Source organism: Sphingomonas sp. AC435 (assembly GCF_979253005.1).
This window is the reverse complement of record NZ_CEEDCJ010000001.1, coordinates 201,155-224,507: the sequence shown is the minus strand read 5'-3', so window position 1 is coordinate 224,507 and position 23,353 is coordinate 201,155. Positions and strand designations below refer to the sequence as shown.

The following is a 23,353-nucleotide window of genomic DNA, read 5'->3' as shown; positions in this document are numbered from 1 at the left end:
TAATAAAAGATGAACATGGCTTGACCGTCATCCCTTGATCGTCATGATGCTCCTCGACCGGACCGGCAAGAGTCGGACAGAGTCAAAGCAATCTCGGGGAGATCACCATGAAGAATGCGTTGAAGCGCGTAAGCGCTGTGATGCTGGGCGCGACCAGTCTTGTCGCGGCGATGCCGGCGTCGGCTACGACCATCAATCTTATCGATATCGGCGGTGTCGCCGGATCGCCCGCCGCACGCGGCTTCGCCGCCGCGGCCCGGTATTGGGAAACGGTTCTCAACAACGACGCGGTCCTGAACTTCCAAGTCGGCTTCTCGCCGCTCGGCCCAAACATCCTGGGCGGCACCAGCAGCACGCTCCAGACCTTCGTTCCGATCTCCGACTATTACGATCTGCTGTCGGCATCCTCCACGAGCGCGCTGGACAGGCAGGCGGTCGCCAACCTCGCTCCCCTCAGCTCCACGGGCAGCGTCGCGGTCACGGTGCCGGGTTATGACGACATTGGGACCCAAACCGGCGTGTCGGCGACCAGCCAGCGATTTGCGCCGGACGGAACGCCGATCAGCAGCACGATCGCCCTGTCCACCGCGAACCTGAAGGCGCTGTACAACGACTCGGCGGCCTTCGATGCGCAGTTCGGTTCCAACGTCATCGACGGCGAGATCCAGTTCTCCAGCACCTTCGACTTCGACTTCGATCCGACCGACGGTATTTCGGCCGGCACCTATGACTTCATCGGTGTGGCGATCCACGAACTGGGTCACGCGCTCGGATTCCTGAGCGGCGTCGAGGATTTCGATTTCTCGGTCGGCGGGGGTTTCCCGGTCGATGACTATTGGTGGGGCTACGGCGCCGACATGTTCCGCTATTCGGCGCCGGGCAAGCTCGACTGGACGTTCGGAACCGACTCCTACTTCTCGCTCGATGGCGGGAACACGGCGTTCATGGGCGGCTACTGGTCGACCGGTTCGAACTTCGGCGATGGCTGGCAGGCGTCGCACTGGAAGGAGCCGGCGCAGTCGTGCGGCGATTTCCTGGGCATCATGAACCCGTACATCTGCTCCGGTCTGGAAGATCAGGTCGAGGCGCTCGATCTGGCATTGCTGGATGCGATCGGCTGGAACGTGAACGTCGATGTGCTGGCGAACCCAGGCTACACCTTCACCACCGGCGCGGCGTTCGGGCTGGTGCCGGAGCCGACGACCTGGGCGATGATGATCGGCGGCATGGGCCTGGTCGGTGGCGCGATGCGCCGTCGCCGCACCTCGGTCCGCTTCGCGACGGCGAAGGCCTGATCGACTGAGTTCGGCGGGCCTCCGGGTCCGCCGGCCTTTCAGGACAGAAAAGGGAGCCGGACGTGGTGTCCGACTCCCTTTTTTCTTGGCTTCGATATCAGCGCGATAACCTGTCGTCAGGGCGAAGGGGCGACGATCGCCCTGTCCTACACGACGCGTTTCGACATAAGGTCGTGGCCTGTGACGAACGCTCTTTGAACCGCCGGATCCCGACCACGTGCAGCGTCCGTCGAAACGCCGCATTGGACTAACCTTAGCCTAACCTTCCGGCGGTCCCCGCCCCGGTTCGGGGGCGAGGACCGACCGATCAGGCGACCAGCTTCGCGCGGCTGGCCTTCTTGCGCTCGTTCGCGTCGAGGTGGCGCTTGCGCAGCCGGATCGACTTCGGCGTCACCTCGACCATCTCGTCGTCGTCGATATAGGCGATCGCCTGCTCCAGCGTCGCGCGCTTGGGCGGCGTCAGGCGGACCTGATCGTCCTTGCCGCCCGAGGCGCGGAAGTTGGTCAGCGCCTTGGTCTTCATCGGGTTGACTTCGAGGTCGTCCGGCTTGGCGTTCTCGCCGACGATCATGCCCTCGTACAGGGCCTCGCCATGGCCGACGAACAGGATGCCGCGCTCCTCCAGCGGCCCCAGCGCGTAGGAATTGGCCTCACCGGCACCGTTGGAGATCAGGACGCCGTTCTTGCGGCCCTCGATCTGGCCCTTGTGCGGGCCGTACTTCTCGAAAAGCCGGTTCATGATGCCGGTGCCGCGCGTGTCCGACAGGAACTCGCCGTGATAACCGATCATGCCACGCGAGGGCGCCGAGAAGGTGATGCGCGTCTTGCCGCCGGTGGACGGGCGCATGTCCGTCATCTCCGCCTTGCGCAGGTTCATCTTCTCGACGACCGTGCCCGAATATTCGTCGTCCACGTCGATGATGACGGTCTCGTACGGCTCGGTCTTCTTGCCGTTCTCGTCCTCGCCGAACAGCACGCGCGGGCGGCTGATGCCCAGCTCGAAGCCTTCGCGGCGCATCGTCTCGATCAGCACGCCCAGCTGAAGCTCGCCGCGGCCCGCCACTTCGTAGCTGTCGCGGTCGGCGGCCTCCGTCACCTTCACGGCGACGTTGGACTCGGCTTCGCGGAACAGGCGATCGCGGATCATCCGCGACGTCACCTTGGTGCCCTCGCGGCCCGCCATCGGCGAATCGTTCACCGCAAAGCGCATCGACAGCGTCGGCGGATCGATCGGCTGTGCGTGCAGCGGCTCGGTGACGGTCACGTCGGCGATCGTGTTGGCGACGGTCGCGATCGACAGGCCGGCCAGCGAGATGATGTCGCCCGCCTTCGCCTCATCCACCGGCACGCGCTCCAGCCCGCGGAACGACATGATCTTCGACGCGCGGCCGGTCTCGACGATGTTGCCGTCGTTATCCAGCGCGTGGATCGCCTGATTGGTCTTCACCGTGCCGGAATTGACCCGACCGGTCAGCACGCGGCCCAGGAAGTTGTCGCGGTCGAGCAGCGTGACGAGGAAGGTGAAGGGAACGTCCTCGACCTCGACCTTGGGGGCGGGGACGTGCGACACGATCGTCTCGAACATCGGGATCAGCGTGCCTTCGCGCGCGTCCATGTCGGTCGAGGCGTAACCGTTGCGACCCGAGGCGTAGAGCACGGGGAAGTCGAGCTGCTCGTCATTGGCGTCGAGCGACACGAACAGGTCGAACACCTCGTCCAGCACTTCCTGGATGCGGGCGTCGGGACGGTCGACCTTGTTGACGACGACGATCGGCTTCAGGCCGAGCGCCAGCGCCTTGCCGGTCACGAACTTCGTCTGCGGCATCGCGCCCTCGGACGAATCGACCAGCAGGACGACGCCGTCGACCATCGACAGGATGCGCTCCACCTCGCCGCCGAAGTCGGCATGGCCGGGCGTGTCGACGATGTTGATGCGGATGCTCTCGCTGGCGCCCGGCGGTGTCCAGTCGACCGAGGTCGGCTTCGCGAGGATCGTGATCCCGCGCTCCTTCTCGAGGTCGTTGGAGTCCATCGCGCGCTCCTCGACGCGCTGGTTGTCGCGGAAGGTGCCCGACTGGCGGAAGAGCTGGTCGACGAGCGTGGTCTTGCCGTGGTCGACGTGCGCGATGATCGCCACGTTGCGGAGGCTCATGGGGAATCCTGGATGTCTGGAGCGAAGTTGCGCGCCCCATAGCCGAAATGGTGCGCCGCGGGAAGGGCAGGCATTGCGGGGCGGATCGGCTGTGCGTATTATTCCGCTAATACGCTTGCGCGGCAGCACCGGCCCGGCCACATTGCCGCTCGCATCCGAGGACAAGACGCATGGCGACCACGACCGAGACGATCACCGCTGAAAAAGAGCTGGTGCTGACGCCGCCCGATCCGGTGCCGACGGTCGCGCCGGCCAAGGCGGCGGGGCTGGTGCCGGTGGACGACACCAAGAAGTCAGAGCTGGAGACGCGCGTCGACAGCTTCGTGACCGATCTGGTCGCGCAGGACGTCAACAGCCCGGAATTCGGCAAGCGCGTCGACGCGATCACGGCGATGGGTGCGAAGGAGATTCGCGAGGCGGCCGGCCAGTCGAACCGCTTCCTCGACCGCCCGGTCCGCGCGATGGATCAGGAGACGGGCGTCGGCAAGGATCTGGCCGAGCTTCGCCGCGTCGTCGAGGACCTCGATCCCGGCAAGAAGGGTAACCTGACCGCGCCGCAGAAGCTGTTCGGGATCATCCCGTTCGGCAGCAAGATGCGCAATTACTTCGACGGTTATAAATCGTCGCAGACGCATATCAGCTCGATCCTGAAGAGCCTCGCCAGTGGCAAGGACGAGCTGTTGATGGACAATGCTGCGATCGACACGGAGCGCGCCAATCTGTGGAACGCGATGGGTCGGCTGGAGCAGATGATCCATCTGTCGCAGGCGATGGACGCCAAGCTGGAGGACAAGGCCAACGAGCTGGATCACACCGATCCCGCCAAGGCGAAGGCGATCCGCGAAACGGCCTTGTTCTACACGCGGCAGCGGACGCAGGACCTGCTGACGCAGATGGCGGTGACGGTGCAGGGCTATCTGGCGCTCGATCTGGTCAAGAAGAACAATGTCGAGCTGGTGAAGGGCGTCGACCGCGCCAGCACCACGACGGTCGCGGCGCTGCGCACCGCGGTGACGGTGGCGCAGGCGCTGACCAACCAGAAGCTGGTGCTGGAGCAGATCACGCAGCTGAACACGACGACGGCGAACATCATCGATTCGACCGGCAAGTTGCTCAAGAGCCAGACCGCGCAGATCCACGAACAGGCCGCCGCCTCCACGATCCCGCTGGAGACGCTGCAACGCGCGTTCCAGAACATCTACGACACGATGGATGCGATCGACACGTTCAAGCTGAAGGCGCTCGATTCGATGAAGACCACCGTCACCACGCTGGGCAATGAGGTCGAGAAGTCGCGCGGCTATATCGCCCGCGCCGAGGGGGCGAGCCAAGGGGCGATCTCCGCCCCGACGAACCAGTACCGGCTGGAGAGCCTATAACCGATGAGCGACGTCGACGACGCCATCTCCGCCGCGCGGTCCAGCTGGGCGCGGATCAGCGACACCGGTGACGGCGTGCCGGCGCGCGCCCGACGCCGGCGGACCGCGAGCATAGCCAAACGGCTGACGTGGATCGCCGGCGCGATCGTCGCGATACTCGTCGCGGCAACACTGTGGGGATTGGTCGCGCCGCTCGGCATCATGGGCGCGGTGCTGGTGATGGCGGTGATGGTCGCCGCGGTGCTGTTCCTGTCCTTCGTGCCCGGCGAGCGTGCCGCGCCGCCGCCGGAAAAGCTGAAGACGGTCGATATCCGCGCGCTGCCCGCGCAGACCGAGCGCTGGCTGGGTGCGCAGCGCGGTGCCTTGCCGCGGCCTGCGCAGGTGCTGGTCGACCGGATCGGCGAACGGCTGGACACGCTGTCGCCGCAACTGGCGCGGATCGAGCCGCAGACGGAAGAAGCGTTCGAGGTGCGGCGGCTGGTCGGCGAGCAGCTGCCCGCCTTCGTCAACGACTATGCGCGGGTGCCGGACACGCTGCGCACCGTCGAGCGCAACGGCCGGACACCGGACGCCGAGCTGGTCGCCGGCCTGCAACTGATCGAGCGCGAGATCGCCGACATGACCGCGCGACTGGCGCAAGGCGACCTCGACAACCTCCAGACGCGCGGGCGTTTTCTGGAGATGAAGTACAAGGACGGGGACGAGACGGGCTGAGCGTCCCGGCCGATGCCCTTAGTTGTTCTGCGCCTTCGGACCGTCCAGCATCATCATGAGGTCGTAGCTGTCGAGCGGCTGGACGAACTCGCAGCCGGTGATGTCGCCCTCGCTCCAGACGACGCGGGCGTGGCGCTTGTTGTTGCCGGGCAGGCCGATGTTGATGAGCGTGCCGATCGGCAGCGGTACCGACAGGCGCGCCTTCACGCCGGTGGCGGACGCGTCGATGATGTCGATACCAACCGCGATGCGGGCGCTGCCCTTGATGTTCAGCGAATGGCGGGTGCTCTTGCGCCCGTCGGGGCGATGATCTTCAATGGGCTGTGTCGCCACGGGGTGTCTCCTGACCGATGACGCGTAATGAACCGAAATGGTCAATATCGGCTTACCAAGCGACCTACCCTGTCCGGAAACCATCAAGATCTTGTACGATCTACGTAACGTTCAGCCGGCGGCGGCGGCGCGGGCCTCCAGCCGGGCCACGGCGGCGGCGTGGAGGCGAGGTGCGGACACCAGGACGCCGAAGGCTTGCGGTCGTGGCTTGTTGAATACCAACGGCGCACCGTGCGCGTCGCTGGCGGCGGCGCCGGCCTCCGTTGCGATCAGCGCGGCGGCGGCGATGTCCCATTCATTCCCCCAGCGCAGCGTCGCAACAAGATCGGCCTCATCGGCGGCCACCATCGCCATGCGCAGCGCGATCGAGTTGGGCTTGTGAACCGCCACGAAGTCGCGGTCCGACCGGGGCGGGGCATCGGCCGGCACGCGCGCGCCGGTCAGGTCGGCGCGATCGCCCGCCGCGAGCCGGACGCCGTTGCGCCACGCCCCCCGGCCGAGCGTCGCGGACCAGCGCTCCTTGCGCGCGGGCGCGTCGAGCACCGCCAGCACCGGGCGCCCGTCCTCGACCAGGGCCACCGACACCGCCCAACCCTCGCGGCCGCGGATATAGTCGCGGGTGCCGTCGATTGGATCGACCACCCAGACGCGGCGGCGGCTCAGGCGGTCGGGGGCGTCTGCCGTCTCCTCCGACAGCCAGCCGGCGTCGGGCAGCAGCGCGGACAGGCGCGCCATGAGCATGCGATCGACGTCCAGGTCGACCTCGCACACCGGACTGCCCGGCTCCTTTTCCCAGCGGCGGAAATCGGTGCGCCAGCGGGCGAGCGCCATCTGACCGGCCGCGGCGACGGTCTCCGCGACGGCGGGGAAGAGGTCGGTGGCGTCGGGTTCAGCCACTCGCGACCGTCATGCCGTCCACGCGCAGCGTCGGGACGTTGGTGCCGTAGCGGAACTTCAGGTCGTTGGCCGCCGTCAGGTTCGCGTACATGTCCTTCAGGTTGCCGGCGATCGTGAACTCCGCCACCGGGCCGGCGATTGCACCGCCGACGATGCGGAAACCCGCCGCGCCGCGGCTATAGTCGCCGGTGACGCCGTTGACGCCCTGACCGATCAGCTCCGTCACGTACACGCCGTCGGCGATGTCGCCGATCAGCGTTTCGACAGGCAGCTTGCCGCCGTCGAGATAGGTGTTGCTGGTCGTCACGCCGGGTCCGCCGCCGATGCCGCGGCTGGCGTGGCCGGTCGGCTCCAGCCCCAGTTGGCGGGCGGAGGCGGAGTCGAGCAGCCAGGTCTCGAGCACGCCGTCCTCGACGATCGCCGTCGGAGAGACGGGCAAACCCTCGCCGTCGAACGGACGCGAGCGCAGGCCGTGCGGGCGGTGCGGATCGTCGCGGACCGACAGGCCGTGCGGCAGGATGCGGGTGCCGAGCGCGTCGAGCAGGAAGCTGGTGCGGCGGGTGATCGAAGACCCGCCGATCGCGCCGAGCAGGTGGCCGAGCAGCGACGATCCTACGCGTGGATCGAAGACGACCGGCATCGCGCCGCTGGCAAGGCGGCCGGGGTTGAGGCGCGCGACGGCACGCTCCCCCGCCTCCCGACCGATCGCGTCGGGAGCGTCGAGGTGGCGGAGGTGACGGGCACCGTGATGCGCGTAGTCGCGCTGCATCCCGGCGGCGGCATCGCCGGCCAGCACGCTGGCGGACAGGCCGTAGCCGGTGGCGGCATAGGACCCCGCGAAGCCCGTCGACGTCGCGAGGGCCCAGACGCTGCGAGAACCGCTGGCACCGCCGCCCTCCGAATTGGTGACGCCGGGAACCGCGCGGGCCGCTTCCTCCGCGGCGAGGGCGAGGTCACGGAGGCGCTCTGGCGCAGGATCGTCGTGGTCCGCCAGATCGAGCAGCGGCGGTGCGCCGTGGAGCAGGCGTTCGGCGGGGGCGAGGCCGGCCCACTCGTCCTCGGGCGCTTCGCGCGCCATCGCGACGGCGCGTTCGACCAGCGTCTGCATCGAGTCCGGCGTCAGGTCGGACGTGGAGACGCTGGCGGAGCGGCGGCCGACGAATACGCGCAGACCGAGTTCGGCGCTTTCGGAGCGGCCGACATCCTCCAGCTTGCCGAGGCGGACGGAGACTTCCAGCGCGGCGTCGGCGGCGAAGACGGCATCGGCGGCGTCGGCCCCGGCCGTCCGGGCGCGGGCGACGATGTCGGCGGCGCGGTCGCGCGCCTGATCGGTGGTGAGCATCGCCCAGACTTAGGGGGGTGGGGCGGCGGATGCTAGGGGCGGATTTGGGCGGTTACGGCGCGGAAGGTTAGGCTAAGGTTAGTCCAATGCGGCTTCTGGCCTCCTCCGTCACCCCGGCTGTCATTGAGGTGACGGGCTTGGGGTCGTCGTCACGAGAAACAGCCCGCCGGGTGTCTCATAGAACGGGCGTGTAGGACAGGCGTTTATACGGTCGATCCGACCACCGCGCAGGCGAGGAACACCAGCAATCCGGTGAACCGGTTGGCGCGGAAGCGGGCGAGGGCGCCGGCGCCGTCCTCCGGGCGAAGCGTCGCCGCCTGCCAGCCGAGATGCAGTGCCGCGGGCAGCAGGGCGAGCGGCGCGAGCGGGTCGGGGCGGACCCTCCACAGCCCCAAGCCCCACAACACCACCGCGGCGACATAGAATGCCGCGACGCCGCCCCGGACATGCCCGCCGAGCGCCAGCGCCGAGGAGCGAACGCCGATCAGCGCATCGTCCTCCCGGTCCTGCACCGCATAGATCGTATCGTAGCCGATCACCCACGCGATCGACCCGGCGTAGAGCCACCACATCGGTGCCGACAGGTTGCCCGCCGTTTCCGTCCACCCGACCAGCAGCGCCCAGCTGAACACGAGGCCGAGCCACGCCTGCGGCCACCAGGTGATGCGCTTCATGAAGGGATAGGCGGCGACGGGCGCGAGGCTGGCGAGCGCGACGACCGCCGCGAGCGTGTGGAGTTGCAGCAGCACCACCAGCCCGACGAGGCTGAGCACGACGAGCCACACCCAAGCGGCCTTGACGGAGATCAGGCCGGCGGGGATCGGCCGGGCGGCGGTGCGCGCGACCTGCGCGTCGAGATCGCGGTCGACGATGTCGTTGTAGACGCAGCCCGCGCCGCGCATCGCGATGCTGCCGAGCAGGATCCACGCGATCAGGTCCCACCGCGCGGCGGTGCCGCCCGCCAGCGCGACGCCCCACGCGCCGGGCCAGAACAGCAGCCACCAGCCGATCGGCCGGTCGAATCGCGCCAGCAGCGCCAGACCGCGTGCGGTCGGCGGCAGGCGGGCGACGAGGCCGCGATGTTCGCTATCGGGGACGATCGGGGGCGGCGTGTCGGGCATGGCCGCCCTATGCCGCAAGGACCGGCGAGGAGGAAGGCGGGGGACTTGCGGGTTTTGGGAGGTCACGTCGACCTCCCTCCGTCATACCGGGACAAGCCCGGCATGACGGAGGTGGGGACTTCAGCCGAAGCTCAGCTTCAGCGAACGACGACGCAGGCTGCCGCCCGCCAAGCCCATACCGGCGATCATCAGCGCCCAGCTTGCCGGTTCCGGTACCGCGCCGGCGGCGGAGGCGATGGTCAGGGTGTAGCGGCCGGTGCCCTGATATTCGGTCAGCGCGAAACTGCCGGTCAGGAAGGTCGGCGCAGCCACGGTGCCGCTGAAAAGCTGCGGCCCGTCGGCGACGAAGACCGCGTCGAACGTGGCAGGGTCGATGATGCTCATCCCGCCACCGAAACCGCCCTCGAAGAACCCGAGATCGAAGATGCCGGTGTCGGTACCGGTGACGGGAATACCGTACAGGACGAAGCCGAGGCTGGGGATGAACTCGTCCGGGATCGGGCTGGAGTCGACCGAGAAGCTCGCGGTGTAGTCGCCCGACAGCCTGAAATTGTAGAGTTCGGCGCTGGCGGGGGTGGCCGTCAGCGTGGCGGCAGCGAGGGCGGTGGCGAGCAGCGTCTTCATCGGAACTCCTTGATCGGGAACGCGCAAATCCGCGGCGTCGGCGACAGGATGGCGGCGGCGACGTTATGACGTCAAGCGACATGAACGGCCGTTCATCAATTTACGTCGCGGTGCAGCAACCCGGCATGCGGGGTTGCCGCGCGTGGCGGTGGCGCTATCCCCGGCGGATGGTTCGGCGCACTCACTCATGATCGGCCCCGCATGATCGGTTTGTCCGTCGCGGTCGGGCGCTTCGTGGAGGCGCTGTTCTGGGCGATCTTCCGCGTCGCGGGTGTCGTCGCCGGCATCGCGATCCTGAGCGTGCTGGGGATGGCCGCGGCGTGGGTGATCGGGCGGCGCATCTGGAAGAGGAAGCGGTGATGGCGGCGACGCCGGCCTGGCCGCCGCGATCGACACCGCGGCTGTTCGTGGACGAGGTACTGATGGCGGGCCCGCGGCGCGTCGACGGACCGGCGGCGCATTATCTCGGCTCCGTCATGCGGATGAAGCCGGGCGATCCGGTCAAGCTGTTCGACGATCGCACCGGCGAATGGCTGGCGGTGGCGACATCGGTCGGCAAGCGCGACCTGATGCTGGACGTGCAGGAGCGGCTGGCGGAGCGGGAGGCGGTGCCCGACCTATGGCTGTGCGCCGCGCCGCTGAAGAAGAACCGTGTCGACTGGATGGCGGAAAAGGCGTGCGAGCTGGGCGTCGACCGTTACGTGCCCGTCGTCACGCGACGGACGGTGGTCGACAAGCCCAATACCGAACGGCTGCGCACGCACGTGATCGAGGCGGCGGAGCAATGCGGGCGCACCGCCCTGCCGCAGGTTGCGGAGCCGGTGAAGCTCATGGCGCTGCTGCGCGACTGGCCGGAGGACCGCGCGCTGTTCTTCGCGGACGAGGTCGGCGGCGAGCCGGCGCTGGCGGCGATGCGCGCGCGGTCCGGCGCGGGCGCGATCCTGATCGGGCCGGAGGGGGGCTTCGACGAGGACGAACGCGCGGCGATCCGCGTCTGCCCGGCGACGGTCGGCGTGACGCTCGGCCCCCGCATCCTGCGAGCCGACACCGCGGCGGCGGCGGCGGTGGCGCTGTGGATGGCGGCGGCCGGGGATTGGTAGAGAACCGAAGTGGAGGAAGTGGAGGCGTCGGACGGGTTTCTCCACTTCGCCAGTCGCGGCTTCTCCTTCGCCGCGCGCTTACGGCGCCAGTGAGGGTCCACGGTGTCAAACAGCGATGCGACTGTCGCTGAAAAAGGCCATGTAGGACAGGGGCGTTGCTCTGGCCGGATCGGCAGGACGCCGCGCGGCACCAACGATCCGTACCCCGCGCCTGCCTCCAATCCATCTGGCGCACCCGTCCGTGCGCGCGTAGAGGCGCGACATGACGACCAAGACCGATGCGCCTGCGACTGCGAAGGCATCCCCCATCATCGAATCGCGCGATCAGTTGATCGCCAGCTTCGCGCGCGGGGAGAAGCCGGCGGAGCGGTGGCGGATCGGGACCGAGCACGAGAAGTTCGTCTATGCCACGAGCGATCATCACGCGCCGTCCTATGACGAGAAGGGCGGCATCCGCGACCTGTTGATGGCGCTGACCGAGCATGGCTGGGTGCCGGTCGAGGAGCTGGGGCCGGACGGTCGCAAGAACGTCATCGCCCTGTCGGGCGCGGACGGCAGCGTCAGTCTGGAGCCGGCGGGGCAGTTCGAGCTGTCGGGTGCGCCGCTGGAGAACCTGCATCAGACCTGTGCGGAGACGGGCCGACACCTGCGGCAGGTGAAGGACGCCGGCGACCGGCTAGGGGTCGGATTTCTGGGGCTGGGCATGTGGCCGGACAAGGCGCGCGCCGACCTGCCCGTGATGCCCAAGGGACGCTACGGGATCATGCGGCAGCACATGCCGCGGGTCGGGTCGATGGGCCTCGACATGATGCTGCGCACCTGCACGATCCAGGTGAATCTCGACTACGCCACCGAGGCGGACATGGTGCAGAAGTTCCGCGTCGGGCTGGCGCTGCAACCGCTCGCCACTGCGCTGTTCGCGAACTCGCCCTTTACGGAGGGCAAGCCGAACGGGATGCTGTCGTACCGCAGCCATATCTGGTCGGACACCGATCCGGCGCGGACCGGCATGCTGCCGTTCGTGTTCGAGGACGGGTTCGGGTATGAGCGGTACGCCGAGTACATGCTCGATGTGCCGATGTACTTCGTCTACCGCGAGGGGCGCTATATCGACGCCGCAGGACTGTCGTTCCGCGACTTTCTGAAGGGCGAATTGTCGGTTCTGCCCGGCGAGAAGCCGACGCTGGACGACTGGACCGACCATCTGTCGACGGCGTTTCCCGAAGTGCGGCTGAAGACGTTCCTGGAGATGCGCGGTGCGGATGGCGGGCCGTGGAACCGCATCTGCGCGCTGCCGGCCCTGTGGGTCGGGTTGCTGTACGACAGCCAAGCTCTCGATGCCGCGTGGGATCTGGTGAAGGACTGGTCGATCGAGGATCGCCAGAGCTTGCGCGATGCGGTGCCGAAGCTGGCGCTGGATGCGCCGCTGCCGGGTGGCGGCAAGCTGCGTGACGTGGCCGCGGAGGTGCTGGAGATCGCGCATCGCGGGCTGGCGGCGCGGGCGCGAACCAACGCGGCGGGCGACGACGAAACGGGCTTCCTCGATCCGCTGCGCGAGATCGTGCGGCGCGGGAAGGTGCCGGCCGAGATGCTGCTGGAGCGTTACGAGGACGCGTGGGGTCGCGATATCTCCCGCGTGTACGCCGAAGAGAGCTTCTGACGGACGCGCGCGATCGGGCCGTGTCGGGTGATCCAGTCGCTGTACGCGACATAGGCCGGATCGCGGCGGAGGTGGCGTTCCTCCGTCTTCGCGCGCCAGTAATAGATGCCGCTGACCGCACCCAGCGTCAGCGTGGCGCGGATCGCGTCGACGGGGGAGCCGGTGGTGAACCACGGCAGCACCGACAGCCACCAGAACAGGTTCTTCGACCAGTAGGCTGGGTGCTTCGTCCACGCATAGGGACCGTGCGTCAGGATGCCGCGATGCGTGAGGTTGGAGAAACGCGGCCCGAATGCCAGCGTCGCCCACGCGTAGATCGCGGTGAGGCCGACCAGCACTCCGCCGAACGCGGCCAGCAGGAGGGGGTGGTCGCCCAGCCAGTAATCCCATTGCGCGGTGCCCTGATGATAGTCGAACGGCCCGCCGTCGAGCATCAGGATGAAGGGCGGATAGCAGATCAGCGCGGGCATCCACGCCGCCGCGAACGGGTTGGCGCTGCGGATATGCGCGTCGAGCGGGCGGAAGGTCAGGACATAGCCGACGGTGGCGATGCCCATGTCGATCAGGAACATCGCGCCGATCAGCATCTGCGTCAGCGCAACCGGATGCGCGAGTGCCCCGGCGAGGTCGGCGCGGACGAACGCTCCGAAGCCGGAGGGAACGCCGCCCAGCATGAAGGGGAGGAAGAACGCCTTCACGCCCCAGCTCAGGAGGTGGTTCTGGATCGCGCCGCGATCGACACCGGACTGGCCGGTCAGCCATGCGCCGAGGTGCCAAGCGCCGTCGCGTGGTTCGACCATATGGCGGTCGATCCACAGGACGTACGGGATCGACAGCGCGAACAGTGCGGGTGCCCCCCACAGGAAGCACCACATCGCGAATTCGAAATTGCCCTGCCAGTAGAAGCGGCCCGTGGCGTAGACGGCGGCGATCCCCCCCCAGGTGAGCCAGTATCCGGCGAGCTTGGTCAGGCTGATGTCGAGAATGGCCCTGATCGGCTGCGGGTTCTGCCAGTCGAGGCCGGTCGTGGCGGAGCGGTGGACCCGGTCGACGAGCAGCGACCACGCGATCATCGCCAACGCGCAGGCGGCAAGCCCGACCAGTGCCGAATAGGGCCCATCGAGGAAATTGGCGCGCGCGACCAGCGTCCAGCTCGCGAGGCCCGCAAACCCGGCAAACCCCGCGCCGCCTGAAACGGCAGAGGCCGGACGCGTCACGCGGGTGGCGGCGGCGAGCGCTGGGTCGTGGTACATGGGCGCGGGATTAGCGCGGGGATGGTTAGGGGGGAGTTAAGGGTGCGGCCGTCATGCCGGGACGAGCCGGCATGACGGGGAGCTACAGCACAACCCGCGGGGTGGTGGCGTGGTCGATGGCGGTGAGGACCATGCGTTCCCAGATCGCGACGTCGCCGGCGGCGGCCATCGCTTCGTCGGGTTCGCGCAGGGTGCGGAGGACGGCGAGGGCGTCAGGGAGGTGGTCTTGCCAGTTCGCATCGATCGTGGCTGAGGCCGACTCTTCGTCGCCGGCAGCGTTGGCGCTGATCCGCTGCGCGATCAGGACGCGGGCGATGCGTTCGGCGATGGGGGTGGTGGAGATGTCCATGTCTCGGTCCCGGTCACTGTGTTCGTGACGGGGTAACGGGCGGGAAGGACTTGGTTTCCCGGATATTTGGGATTGTATTCGCCCCCTTGGGGAGAGTTGGTTCTCTCCGCGAGCGATGTCGCCAAGGCTCCCCAGCCCTCCCTTGCAGGGAGGGGGGGCTGGGGTGGGGGCGCCAAAGAAAAGGCGCCGCGACGGTGGGTCGCGGCGCCTTTGTTCTGGCGGTCGTGTGATTTACCCGCCCGTGTCTTACCGGCCCTGCGTCGAGGCACCGGCAGGACGACCCGCGCCGCCGCGGCCTGCGCCGCCGCGACCGCGGCCACCGCCCTGGCCACCGGCGCTGCCGGCGGGACGAGCGCCGCCGCCGCTACCGCCGGCCGGGCGACCGCCGCGGCTGGCGTTGGCGTAGTTGCGGCCGGTCGCGCCGGTGTGCTGCGGCGCGTGCGTGGCGCGCGGCTTGGCGGGGCCGCGCTGCTGGCGGGGGCGGTCGGCGCGGGCGGCGGGATCCTCGCCGATCGCCTTGACGCGCTGCGACTTGATCGCGTTCGCCTTGTTCTGGAAATCCTCCGGCAGGGCCTGGACCGGGATCTTCTGGCGCGTGGTGCGCTCGATATCGCGCAGGTACGGCCGCTCGTCATCGGCGCAGAACGCAATGGCGATGCCCGATGCGCCGGCGCGCGCGGTGCGGCCGATGCGGTGGACGTACTGCTCCGGCACGTTGGGCAGTTCGAAGTTGACGACATGGCTGACGCCCGAGACGTCGATGCCGCGCGCCGCGATGTCGGTCGCGACGAGGATGCGGACGCTGCCCGACTTGAACTCGCCCAGCGCGCGCTCGCGCTGGCCCTGGCTCTTGTTGCCATGGATCGCATTGGCGGCGATGCCGTTGCCGGCCAGCAGCTTCACGACGCGGTCCGCGCCGTGCTTGGTGCGGGTGAAGACCAGCGCGCGGTCGATCGCCGCATCCTGCAACGTCAGCGTCAGCAGCGCCTGCTTCTCCGCCTGGTTGACGAAGATGACGTGCTGGTCGACGCGCTCCGCCGTCGTGGCGGCGGGCTTGACCGAGACGGTCGCCGGCTCGTGCAGGAACTGGCTGGCCAATTCGCGGATCGAGGTCGGCATGGTCGCCGAGAAGAACAGCGTCTGGCGCTTGCGCGGGACCATCTTCACGATGCGCTTCAACGCGTGGATGAAGCCCAGGTCGAGCATCTGGTCGGCCTCGTCGAGGACGAGGATCTCGATCATCGACAGGTTGACGAAGCCCTGCTCGACCAGATCAATCAGGCGGCCCGGCGTGGCGACGAGGATGTCGACGCCGCGGCTCATGTCCTGACGGTTCTTGTTGATGCTGGTGCCGCCGAAGACGGTCGCGACCGACATCTTCGAGAACTTGCCATAGTCGCGCGCGCTGTCGGCGATCTGGCTGGCGAGTTCGCGCGTCGGGGCGAGGACGAGCATGCGGCAGTGGGTCGGCAGCACGCGCTTCGGCGCGGCGGCCATGCGCTGGATCGACGGCAGCGTGAACGCCGCGGTCTTGCCGGTGCCGGTCTGCGCGATGCCGAGCAGGTCGCCGCCCTCCAGCACGGTCGGGATGGCCTGCGCCTGGATCGGCGTGGGGGTGGAATAGCCCTTGGCTTCGAGCGCGCGGACGAGCGGCTCGGACAGGCCGAGATCGATAAAGGACATGGGGTAACCTTAGAACAGATGCCAAGGCCGCGCGCACGGATGCGCTCGCTTGGCGGGGGAAATTGACACCCCGCGTGAGTAGGGAAGCCGTTGGCTGGACCGAGACGGAGCCCGAACCGATAAAGGTCCGATCACGCTGCATGACGCCTCGATAGTGCGCCAAATACGCTGCACCGCGGAAAAGTCAAGCTGCGCTTGTCGGACGCGAGGGTCGGACGTACCCTCCGCGTCAAACAAGGAGAGGTCCCCCACATGAAACTCGCCAGCCTGAAGCATGGCCGTGACGGCAAGCTCGTCGTGGTGTCGAACGACCTCGCCTGGTGCGCGGATGCCGGCCACATCGCCCCGACCTTGCAGGCGGCGCTGGACGACTGGGACCGGCTGGAGCCGGACCTGCGCAATCTGGCGACCGATCTGGAGCATGAGGTGATTCCGCGCGATCGCTTTCACGAGCACGCCGCCGCAGCGCCGTTGCCGCGCGCCTACCAGTGGGCCGACGGGTCCGCGTACGTGAACCACGTCGCGCTGGTGCGGCAGGCGCGGGCGGCGGAGATGCCGGACAGCTTCTGGCGCGATCCGCTGATGTATCAGGGCGGGTCGGACGGGTTCCTGGGGCCGCGCGACGCGATCCCGCTGGCGGACGAAAGCTGGGGCTGCGATCTGGAGGCGGAGGTGGTGGTCGTCACCGGCGACGTGCCGCTGGGCGCGAGCCGCGACGAGGCGCTGGCGGCGGTGCGGCTGGTCGGGCTGACGAACGACGTGTCGCTGCGCAACCTGATCCCCGGTGAATTGGCGAAGGGGTTCGGCTTCTTCCAGTCGAAGCCGGCGAGCGCCTTTTCGCCGGTGTTCGTGACGCCGGATTCGCTGGGCGACTGGTGGCGGGACGGCAAGCTGCACCGCAAGCTGAACGTCGACCTGAACGGCCAGCCGTTCGGGCGCGCCGAGGCGGGCGAGGACATGAATTTCGACTTCGGTACGCTCGTCGCGCACGCGGCGAAGACGCGCAGGCTCGGCGCGGGGACGATCGTCGGGTCGGGCACGGTGTCGAACCGCGGGCCGGACGGCGGACCGGGCAAGCCGATCGCGGAGGGCGGCGTCGGCTATTCGTGTCTGGCGGAGGTTCGCACGGTCGAGACGATCACCGGCGGACAGGCGGTGACGCCGTTCCTGAAAAAGGGCGACACGGTGCGGATCTGGGCGGAGGACGACCGCCATCATCCCATCTTCGGGGTGATCGAGCAGACCGTGGAGTGATCCGAAGGGCGCTTTCGATCAAGGGCAGGGCGCGAGCGCCATGGCCGGGCGTGACGGGACGCCCGGCCGGCCCGGCCTAGGCTCCGTTAACTTTCTGCCCGGCGTTGCCGCCCTCGTCATCCTTGGCCGAGGCGGTCTTCTTGGCGCCGGTGCGGGTGCCGCCGCCCCGGCCCGTGCCAAGGCTGCCGCGGGCGCCGTCGCCGCCCTTGGTCGTGATCGCTCCGGGATTACCGCCTGCGCCTTTCTGTGCCATGTCCTATCTCCTGTGTCCGATGCGTTTCGAACAGGCACGGCGGTCGACAGTTCCTTTGTTTTACAACAGCATAAGTTAGATAGAGGCCGCGGAAGCAGCGATGTTGCCGCAGGCTGGTGGAGGGCGCGCGAGCCGCTCGGCACAGGCGGAGTGTAGGCGCAGCACCGAACGACGCTTGAAATTTTATTTCAAAGCGGCAAGAGGGTCGGGAGGTCGCGAGGGGAACAGCCCCGTGGCCGTCGTAGATGGAGAGACGAGTGGCCGATCCGACGCGCGCCAACCTGCCCCGGTTGTCCCTGCACGTGCCCGAGCCGAAGTTCCGGCCCGGCGACGCGGTCGATTTCGTCGGCGTCGAGGTGCCGCCCGCCGGCTCCGCACCGCGCCCCGATACCGCCGCCTCGCCGCGCGACTTCACCGAACTCGCCTATACGATGGTCCGGGTGCTGGACGAGGACAACCGCGCCGTCGGTCCGTGGGACCCGCGCCTGTCCGCCGACACGCTGCGCCGGATGTTGCGTCACATGGCGCTGCTGCGCGCGTTCGACGAGCGGATGTTTCGGGCGCAGCGGCAGGGGAAAACCAGCTTCTACATGAAGGCAACGGGCGAGGAGGCGGTGTCGGTCGCCGCTGCGCATGCGCTGGATTACGAGGATATGTGTTTCCCCTCCTACCGTCAGCAGGGGCTGTTGATCGCGCGCGACTGGTCGCTGGTCGACATGATGAACCAGATCTATTCGAACAAGGGCGACCGGTTGCAGGGCAAGCAGTTGCCGATCATGTATTCGGCGAAGGAAGCCGGGTTCTTCTCGATTTCCGGCAACCTGACCACGCAGTACCCGCAGGCGGTGGGCTGGGCGATGGCCTCCGCCGCGAAGGGCGATACGCGGATCTCGGCGGTGTGGTGCGGCGAAGGATCGACGGCGGAGGGCGACTTCCACTCGGCGTTGACGTTCGCGACGGTGTACCGTGCGCCCGTCATCATGAACATCGTCAACAACCAGTGGGCGATCTCCAGCTTTTCCGGTTTTGCGGGCGCGGAGGCGACGACCTTCGCGGCGCGCGCGGTGGGGTACGGGATCGCCGGACTGCGCGTCGACGGCAACGACGCGCTCGCGGTCTATGCGGCGACCCAGTGGGCCGCGGAGCGGGCACGGACCAATCAGGGGCCGACGTTGATCGAGCATTTCACCTATCGTGCGGAGGGGCATTCGACCTCCGACGATCCGACGCAATATCGCTCCGCCGGGGAGCCGACCGCGTGGCCGCTGGGCGATCCGATCCGGCGGCTGAAGGATCACCTGATCGCGCTGGGCGAGTGGGACGAGGAGCGTCACGCCGCTCAGGACCGCGAACTCGCCGAGCAGGTGAAGGCGGCGCAGAAGGAGGCCGAAAAGAACGGCATCCTCGGTCACGGTCTGCACCAGCCGCTGGATACGCTGTTCGACGGCGTGTTCGAGGAGATGCCGTGGCACCTTCGCGAGCAGCAGGCGCAGATGATGGCCGAAGAAGCGGCGAGCGGCCGGCCGTGGGACCGGAAGTGATGCTGCATAGCTCCCTCTCCCTTTGGGAGAGGGAAGGGGCCCGCGCGGCATCGCCGCGTGGGAAGGGTGAGGGCAGTCCGTGCGGCTGTCCTGCCCTCCCCCTTCCGCCGCTTCGCGGCTCCCTCCCTCTCCCGACGGGAGAGGGACAATGAGTGAAGCCATGACCGATAACGACGTTCAGAACGACACCGCCGGAGACATCGCCGGAGACGGCGACACTACTCGCATGAACATGATCCAGGCGATCAACTCCGCGCTGGACGTGATGATGGCGCGCGATCCCGACGTGATCGTGATGGGCGAGGATGTCGGCTATTTCGGCGGCGTGTTCCGCGCGACCGCCGGGCTTCAGGCGAAGTTCGGCAAGACGCGGGTGTTCGATACGCCGATCACCGAATGCGGCATCATCGGCGTTGCGGTCGGCATGGGCGCGTACGGGCTGCGGCCGGTGCCGGAGATCCAGTTCGCCGACTACATCTACCCCGCGCTCGACCAGTTGGTCAGCGAGGCGGCGCGGCTGCGCTATCGCTCGGCGGGGGAGTTCACGTCGCCGATCACGGTGCGGTCGCCGTTCGGCGGCGGCATCTTCGGCGGGCAGACGCACTCGCAGTCGCCGGAGGGCATCTTCACGCACGTGTCGGGCGTGAAGACGGTCATCCCGTCGACCCCCTACGACGCCAAGGGCCTGTTGATCGCGGCGATCGAGGATAACGACCCCGTCATCTTCTTCGAGCCCAAGCGCATCTACAACGGCCCGTTCGACGGGTACTGGGACCGCCCGTCGCAGAACTGGTCGAAGCATCCCGCCGGCGAAGTGCCGACCGGTTACTACCGCGTCGATCTGGGCAAGGCGAAGGTGGTGCGGCCGGGCGAGGCGCTGACGATCCTCGCATACGGGACGATGGTCCATGTCTGCACGGCGGTCGTCGCGGAGGCGGGGGTCGATGCGGAGATCATCGACCTGCGTACGCTCGTACCGCTCGACATCGAGACAATCGAGGCGTCGGTGCGCAAGACCGGCCGCTGCATGATCGTGCACGAGGCGACGCGCACATCCGGCTTCGGCGCGGAGTTGTCGGCGCTGGTGCAGGAGCGATGCTTCTACCATCTGGAGGCGCCGATCGAGCGCGTGACGGGGTTCGACACGCCGTACCCGCACAGCCTGGAATGGGCCTATTTTCCGGGGCCGGTGCGCATCGGCGAGGCGCTCAAGAAGATCATGAAGGACGCGTAGGACATGGCACGTTTCACCTTCCGCCTCCCGGACATCGGCGAAGGCATCGCCGAGGCCGAGATCGTCGCCTGGCACGTCCGCATCGGCGAGCGCGTCGAGGAAGACCAGAACATCGCCGATATGATGACCGACAAGGCGACGGTCGAGATGGAGTCGCCGGTGTCCGGCACCGTCGTCGAACTGGCGGGCGAGGTCGGCGATCAGGTTGCGATCGGCGCGGCGCTGGTGGTGATCGAAACCGACGTCGATGCCTCCGCCGAGGAAGCGCCGGCGCTGGGGCCGGTCGATGTCGAGCTGAAGGCCGCCCCTGCTTCGAGCGAGCAGGAGGAGGTCGCCGAGCAATATGAGGCGGAGAACCCGGGTGTGGAGGAGGTGGTTTCCTCTTCCCCCCTCCCTCTTGGGCCGGGACCGGGGGTGAGTGGTGAGTCTCCCAGCGGTCTCGCCAAGCCCTTACCCACCCCCGACCCTTCCCTGACAGAGAAGGGAGAAGACGCGAGAGACGCGCCGGTCCTCGCATCGCCCGCCGTCCGTGCCCGCGCGAAGGACCTCGGCATCGACCTGTCGCAGGTGAAGTCGGACTCCGATCGCATCCGTCATTCCGATCTCGACGCGTTCCTGCGCTACGGCTCGGATCAGGGCTACGCCGCACCCGGTGCCAGCCGTGCGCGTCCTGACGAGGCGATCCGCGTCATCGGCATGCGGCGCAAGATCGCCGAGAACATGGCGGCGGCGAAGCGCAACATCCCGCACTTCACCTATGTCGACGAAATCGACGTGACCGAGCTGGAGCGGGTCCGCGCCGACCTGAACGATAACCGCGGCAGCCGGCCCAAGCTGACACTGCTGCCGCTGATGATCGTGGCGATGTGCCGGACGCTGCCGCAATTCCCGATGCTCAACGCGCGCTACGACGACGAGGCGGGCGTGGTGACGCGCCACGGCCGCGTGCATGTCGGCATGGCGGCGCAGACCGACGCCGGGCTGACCGTGCCCGTCATCCGCGACGCGCAGGACCGCAACGTGTGGCAGCTCGCGACCGAGATCGTGCGGCTGGCGGATGCGGCGCGGGCCGGCAAGCTGAAGCCGGACGAACTGGGCGGCGGCACGATCACCGTCACCTCGCTCGGCCCGCTCGGCGGTATCGCGACGACGCCGGTCATCAACCGGCCCGAGGTCGCGATCATCGGCCCGAACAAGATCGTCGAGCGTCCGGTTTTCCGGCCGAACGGTCAGGGGGGCGACGATATCGTCCGCGCGAAGCTGATGAACCTGTCGATCAGCTGCGACCACCGCGTCGTCGACGGCTGGGATGCGGCCAGTTACGTGCAGGCGCTGAAGAAGATGCTGGAAACGCCGGTGTTGCTCTTCGCGGACTGAGGGACGGGGATTCGCCGCACCACCCACCGTCATGCCGGGACGCGCCCGGCATGACGTAGTTATCCCTCGCGGCGGTGCCTGCACGGCACTCCCTTGGCACCGGCAAGACCAACTTCGTTGCGGTGCAGCGCAGAAGCGGCGATGGGGGTGTATGGCCTCTGCACCCCCCGATCGCGCCGCGCCCTGGCTGGGGGTCAGCGCCTATGTCCTTTGGGGACTGTTGCCGCTCTACCTGAAGCTGTTGAAGGACGTGCCGGCACTTCAGGTCTTGAGCCACCGCGTGGTGTGGTCGCTGCTGCTGCTGGGCGTGATCGTCGTGGCGCTGGGGCGGTTGCGCGGGATCGCGGCGGCGGCGCGGGGGCGGACGCTGCTCTTGCTGGTCGCGAGCGCCAGCCTGATCGCGGTGAACTGGTTGGTGTACATCTGGGCCGTGCAGAACGGCCATGTGCTGGAGGCGAGCCTCGGCTATTTCATCAATCCGCTGGTCAACGTGGCGCTCGGCGTCGCCGTGCTGGGGGAGCGGGTGTCCCGCGTTCAGAAGGTGGCGGTGGCCGTCGCCGCGCTGGGCGTGATCGTGATGGCGGTGGCGGGGGGCGGCGCGATCCTGATCTCACTGACGCTCGCGCTGAGCTTCGGCACCTATGGGTTGATCCGCAAGGTGGCGGCGATCGACGCGTTGGGCGGGCTGACGGTGGAGACGCTGATCCTCGCACCCGCGGCGCTGGCGGTGCTGGGCTGGGCGGCGCTGCACGGGCAGGGCGCGTGGGGCACGGACACGCGGCTCGATCTGCTGCTGGTGCTGGCGGGCGCGGTAACGGCGGCGCCGCTGTTGCTGTTCGCAGTGGCGGCGCGGCGGATGAAGTATACGACGCTCGGGCTGCTCCAGTATATCGCGCCGACCTTGCAGTTCGCAGAGGCGGTGCTGCTGTTCGGCGAGCCGCTGCGCTGGGTCCACCTCGTCACCTTCGCGCTGATCTGGGGCGGGTGCGCGCTGTACGCGAGCGACAGCCTGCGCAGCGCGCGGCGGGTGCCTGCTACCGCGAGCTGACCCGGCGCTGCTCGCCGATCCAGCGCCACAATGCGGGATCGTCATAGGCGGGCACCCATGAAAAATGGTCGGTGTCCGGATAGACGGTCAGGCGCGGCGCAACGCTGCCGCGGCAGGCGCGGACCGCCTCCACCATCTCGAAATCGCCGCGGACCGGCACCGCCTCGTCGCGGTCGCCGTGCAGCGCCCAGATCGGCAGGTCCTTCAGCGTGCAGGCGGCGTCGGTCGGCGTCTTCGCCGCAACGGGCGCGATCGCCGCGAACAGCGCCGGATGCGCCAGCGCCCAGCGCCATGTCGCCATCCCGCCGAGCGACAGGCCCGTCAGGTAGATGCGCGCATCGTCGACGCGGTAGGTGCGGCGCAGGTCGGCGAGCAGCCGGTCGAGCTTCGCCACATCCCAGTCGCCTTCCGGCAGTTGCGGGGAGGCGATCAGCATCGGCGTACCGGGATGCTTGGCGACGACCGCCGGCGGCCCCCATTTCGCGACGACGGACACGTCGGTGCCGCGCTCCCCCGAGCCGTGGAGGAAAATCATCAGCGGCCAGCGGGTCCGGCGATCGTCCGTATAGCCGCGCGGGACGAACATCTGGAACGCATAGTCGCCGGTGCGATAGGCCATGTGCGGCGTCTGGCCGACGATCGGCCCAGCGGGTTCAACGGCACCTGCGGTCGTGGCGAACAGCGCGGCGGCCATCAGCAGCTTGTTCATGCATCCTCTCCCCGATTTTCGAACAGCTTGGCATG

At 68.2% G+C, this 23,353-nt stretch carries 21 protein-coding genes and 2 pseudogenes; 12 read left to right on the top strand and 11 right to left on the bottom strand.

Going from position 1 to position 23,353, the window contains the following annotated elements:
* Positions 1–107 precede the first annotated feature (107 nt).
* Both AC0CH8_RS01075 and AC0CH8_RS01070 read left to right on the top strand, forming a co-directional pair.
* Positions 108–1,112: pseudogene (locus AC0CH8_RS01075) on the top strand (NF038122 family metalloprotease); the annotation flags it as partial.
* Positions 1,113–1,184: 72 nt separating this feature from the next.
* A pseudogene (locus AC0CH8_RS01070) lies at positions 1,185–1,295 on the top strand (PEPxxWA-CTERM sorting domain-containing protein); the annotation flags it as partial.
* 307 nt (positions 1,296–1,602) lie between these two features.
* Here the strand turns inward: AC0CH8_RS01070 and typA are convergent.
* Positions 1,603–3,447 carry a translational GTPase TypA gene (gene typA, locus AC0CH8_RS01065; protein WP_204199438.1) on the bottom strand — a complete coding sequence of 615 codons (1,845 nt, stop codon included), beginning with the start codon at positions 3,445–3,447 and terminating at the stop codon, positions 1,603–1,605.
* 170 nt (positions 3,448–3,617) lie between these two features.
* Here typA and AC0CH8_RS01060 point away from each other — a divergent pair, with 170 nt between their 5' ends.
* Positions 3,618–4,826 carry a toxic anion resistance protein gene (locus AC0CH8_RS01060; protein WP_204199439.1) on the top strand — a complete coding sequence of 403 codons (1,209 nt, stop codon included), beginning with the start codon at positions 3,618–3,620 and terminating at the stop codon, positions 4,824–4,826.
* Between the two features lie 3 nt (positions 4,827–4,829).
* Positions 4,830–5,540, top strand: coding sequence for a hypothetical protein (locus AC0CH8_RS01055; protein ID WP_465238314.1), 711 nt, complete (start codon positions 4,830–4,832; stop codon positions 5,538–5,540).
* An 18-nt stretch (positions 5,541–5,558) separates the two neighbouring features.
* On the opposite strand, the gene AC0CH8_RS01050 is transcribed toward AC0CH8_RS01055, so the two are convergent.
* The 5 genes from AC0CH8_RS01050 to AC0CH8_RS01030 form a co-directional block, all read right to left on the bottom strand.
* A complete protein-coding gene (locus AC0CH8_RS01050; protein WP_465238313.1) occupies positions 5,559–5,873 on the bottom strand; it encodes a PilZ domain-containing protein in 315 nt (104 codons plus the stop codon).
* Positions 5,874–5,984: 111 nt separating this feature from the next.
* On the bottom strand, positions 5,985–6,770 hold the full coding sequence (locus AC0CH8_RS01045) for a 3'(2'),5'-bisphosphate nucleotidase CysQ (protein ID WP_465238312.1): 786 nt from the start codon (positions 6,768–6,770) through the stop codon (positions 5,985–5,987).
* Positions 6,763–8,112 carry a TldD/PmbA family protein gene (locus AC0CH8_RS01040; RefSeq protein ID WP_204199442.1) on the bottom strand — a complete coding sequence of 450 codons (1,350 nt, stop codon included), beginning with the start codon at positions 8,110–8,112 and terminating at the stop codon, positions 6,763–6,765. Before AC0CH8_RS01040 ends, AC0CH8_RS01045 begins: the two co-directional genes overlap by 8 nt.
* Before the next feature lie 203 nt (positions 8,113–8,315).
* Positions 8,316–9,233, bottom strand: coding sequence for a 4-hydroxybenzoate octaprenyltransferase (gene ubiA / locus AC0CH8_RS01035; RefSeq protein ID WP_465238311.1), 918 nt, complete (start codon positions 9,231–9,233; stop codon positions 8,316–8,318).
* Between the two features lie 120 nt (positions 9,234–9,353).
* The gene (locus tag AC0CH8_RS01030) at positions 9,354–9,857 is read right to left on the bottom strand and encodes a PEPxxWA-CTERM sorting domain-containing protein (RefSeq protein ID WP_465238310.1); all 504 of its coding nucleotides are present in this window, start codon (positions 9,855–9,857) and stop codon (positions 9,354–9,356) included.
* A gap of 201 nt (positions 9,858–10,058) precedes the next feature.
* Here AC0CH8_RS01030 and AC0CH8_RS01025 point away from each other — a divergent pair, with 201 nt between their 5' ends.
* The 3 genes from AC0CH8_RS01025 (at position 10,059) to AC0CH8_RS01015 (ending at position 12,617) form a co-directional block, all read left to right on the top strand.
* On the top strand, positions 10,059–10,217 hold the full coding sequence (locus AC0CH8_RS01025; protein ID WP_204199445.1) for a hypothetical protein: 159 nt from the start codon (positions 10,059–10,061) through the stop codon (positions 10,215–10,217).
* Positions 10,217–10,957, top strand: a complete 741-nt coding sequence (locus AC0CH8_RS01020; RefSeq protein WP_465238714.1) for a 16S rRNA (uracil(1498)-N(3))-methyltransferase — start codon at positions 10,217–10,219, stop codon at positions 10,955–10,957. The genes AC0CH8_RS01025 and AC0CH8_RS01020 overlap by 1 nt, the downstream gene beginning before the upstream one ends.
* Positions 10,958–11,219: 262 nt before the next feature.
* Positions 11,220–12,617, top strand: a complete 1,398-nt coding sequence (locus tag AC0CH8_RS01015; RefSeq protein WP_465238308.1) for a glutamate--cysteine ligase — start codon at positions 11,220–11,222, stop codon at positions 12,615–12,617.
* On the opposite strand, the gene AC0CH8_RS01010 is transcribed toward AC0CH8_RS01015, so the two are convergent.
* The 3 genes from AC0CH8_RS01010 to AC0CH8_RS01000 all read right to left on the bottom strand — a co-directional run bounded on the left by AC0CH8_RS01010 (position 12,560) and on the right by AC0CH8_RS01000 (position 15,902).
* Positions 12,560–13,870, bottom strand: coding sequence for a methyltransferase family protein (locus AC0CH8_RS01010; RefSeq protein WP_465238307.1), 1,311 nt, complete (start codon positions 13,868–13,870; stop codon positions 12,560–12,562). The two genes, AC0CH8_RS01015 and AC0CH8_RS01010, sit on opposite strands and share 58 nt — an antisense overlap.
* Before the next feature lie 82 nt (positions 13,871–13,952).
* On the bottom strand, positions 13,953–14,219 hold the full coding sequence (locus tag AC0CH8_RS01005) for a hypothetical protein (protein WP_465238306.1): 267 nt from the start codon (positions 14,217–14,219) through the stop codon (positions 13,953–13,955).
* A 246-nt stretch (positions 14,220–14,465) separates the two neighbouring features.
* Positions 14,466–15,902, bottom strand: a complete 1,437-nt coding sequence (locus AC0CH8_RS01000) for a DEAD/DEAH box helicase (protein WP_465238305.1) — start codon at positions 15,900–15,902, stop codon at positions 14,466–14,468.
* A gap of 252 nt (positions 15,903–16,154) precedes the next feature.
* On the opposite strand from AC0CH8_RS01000, the gene AC0CH8_RS00995 reads away from it, so the two are divergent.
* Positions 16,155–17,156, top strand: a complete 1,002-nt coding sequence (locus AC0CH8_RS00995; protein WP_465238304.1) for a fumarylacetoacetate hydrolase family protein — start codon at positions 16,155–16,157, stop codon at positions 17,154–17,156.
* A gap of 76 nt (positions 17,157–17,232) precedes the next feature.
* Here the strand turns inward: AC0CH8_RS00995 and AC0CH8_RS00990 are convergent, their stop codons facing one another.
* Entirely contained in the window at positions 17,233–17,409 is a 177-nt protein-coding gene (locus AC0CH8_RS00990; RefSeq protein WP_204200159.1) for a hypothetical protein, read from the bottom strand.
* A gap of 257 nt (positions 17,410–17,666) precedes the next feature.
* Here AC0CH8_RS00990 and AC0CH8_RS00985 point away from each other — a divergent pair, with 257 nt between their 5' ends.
* The 4 genes from AC0CH8_RS00985 to rarD all read left to right on the top strand — a co-directional run bounded on the left by AC0CH8_RS00985 (position 17,667) and on the right by rarD (position 22,609).
* Entirely contained in the window at positions 17,667–18,950 is a 1,284-nt protein-coding gene (locus tag AC0CH8_RS00985) for a thiamine pyrophosphate-dependent enzyme (protein WP_465238303.1), read from the top strand.
* Positions 18,951–19,176: 226 nt separating this feature from the next.
* On the top strand, positions 19,177–20,184 hold the full coding sequence (locus AC0CH8_RS00980) for an alpha-ketoacid dehydrogenase subunit beta (protein WP_204200378.1): 1,008 nt from the start codon (positions 19,177–19,179) through the stop codon (positions 20,182–20,184).
* Between the two features lie 3 nt (positions 20,185–20,187).
* Entirely contained in the window at positions 20,188–21,561 is a 1,374-nt protein-coding gene (locus tag AC0CH8_RS00975; RefSeq protein ID WP_465238302.1) for a dihydrolipoamide acetyltransferase family protein, read from the top strand.
* Between the two features lie 151 nt (positions 21,562–21,712).
* Positions 21,713–22,609 carry an EamA family transporter RarD gene (gene rarD / locus AC0CH8_RS00970; RefSeq protein WP_465238301.1) on the top strand — a complete coding sequence of 299 codons (897 nt, stop codon included), beginning with the start codon at positions 21,713–21,715 and terminating at the stop codon, positions 22,607–22,609.
* On the opposite strand, the gene AC0CH8_RS00965 is transcribed toward rarD, so the two are convergent.
* The gene (locus AC0CH8_RS00965) at positions 22,596–23,318 is read right to left on the bottom strand and encodes a carboxylesterase family protein (protein ID WP_465238300.1); all 723 of its coding nucleotides are present in this window, start codon (positions 23,316–23,318) and stop codon (positions 22,596–22,598) included. The two genes, rarD and AC0CH8_RS00965, sit on opposite strands and share 14 nt — an antisense overlap.
* Between the last annotated feature and the right edge of the window lie 35 nt (positions 23,319–23,353).

Coding starts and splice junctions, on each gene's coding strand:
- AC0CH8_RS01025 (WP_204199445.1), top strand. CDS start 10,059: ATGATCGGTTTGTCCGTCGCGGTCGGGCGCTTCGTGGAGGCGCTGTTC.
- ubiA (WP_465238311.1), bottom strand. CDS start 9,233: ATGCCCGACACGCCGCCCCCGATCGTCCCCGATAGCGAACATCGCGGC.
- AC0CH8_RS00980 (WP_204200378.1), top strand. CDS start 19,177: ATGAACATGATCCAGGCGATCAACTCCGCGCTGGACGTGATGATGGCG.
- AC0CH8_RS01060 (WP_204199439.1), top strand. CDS start 3,618: ATGGCGACCACGACCGAGACGATCACCGCTGAAAAAGAGCTGGTGCTG.
- AC0CH8_RS01030 (WP_465238310.1), bottom strand. CDS start 9,857: ATGAAGACGCTGCTCGCCACCGCCCTCGCTGCCGCCACGCTGACGGCC.
- typA (WP_204199438.1), bottom strand. CDS start 3,447: ATGAGCCTCCGCAACGTGGCGATCATCGCGCACGTCGACCACGGCAAG.
- AC0CH8_RS01010 (WP_465238307.1), bottom strand. CDS start 13,870: ATGTACCACGACCCAGCGCTCGCCGCCGCCACCCGCGTGACGCGTCCG.
- rarD (WP_465238301.1), top strand. CDS start 21,713: ATGGCCTCTGCACCCCCCGATCGCGCCGCGCCCTGGCTGGGGGTCAGC.
- AC0CH8_RS01005 (WP_465238306.1), bottom strand. CDS start 14,219: ATGGACATCTCCACCACCCCCATCGCCGAACGCATCGCCCGCGTCCTG.
- AC0CH8_RS01000 (WP_465238305.1), bottom strand. CDS start 15,902: ATGTCCTTTATCGATCTCGGCCTGTCCGAGCCGCTCGTCCGCGCGCTC.
- AC0CH8_RS01015 (WP_465238308.1), top strand. CDS start 11,220: ATGACGACCAAGACCGATGCGCCTGCGACTGCGAAGGCATCCCCCATC.
- AC0CH8_RS00965 (WP_465238300.1), bottom strand. CDS start 23,318: ATGAACAAGCTGCTGATGGCCGCCGCGCTGTTCGCCACGACCGCAGGT.
- AC0CH8_RS00990 (WP_204200159.1), bottom strand. CDS start 17,409: ATGGCACAGAAAGGCGCAGGCGGTAATCCCGGAGCGATCACGACCAAG.
- AC0CH8_RS01040 (WP_204199442.1), bottom strand. CDS start 8,112: ATGCTCACCACCGATCAGGCGCGCGACCGCGCCGCCGACATCGTCGCC.
- AC0CH8_RS01055 (WP_465238314.1), top strand. CDS start 4,830: ATGAGCGACGTCGACGACGCCATCTCCGCCGCGCGGTCCAGCTGGGCG.
- AC0CH8_RS00995 (WP_465238304.1), top strand. CDS start 16,155: ATGAAACTCGCCAGCCTGAAGCATGGCCGTGACGGCAAGCTCGTCGTG.
- AC0CH8_RS01020 (WP_465238714.1), top strand. CDS start 10,217: ATGGCGGCGACGCCGGCCTGGCCGCCGCGATCGACACCGCGGCTGTTC.
- AC0CH8_RS00975 (WP_465238302.1), top strand. CDS start 20,188: ATGGCACGTTTCACCTTCCGCCTCCCGGACATCGGCGAAGGCATCGCC.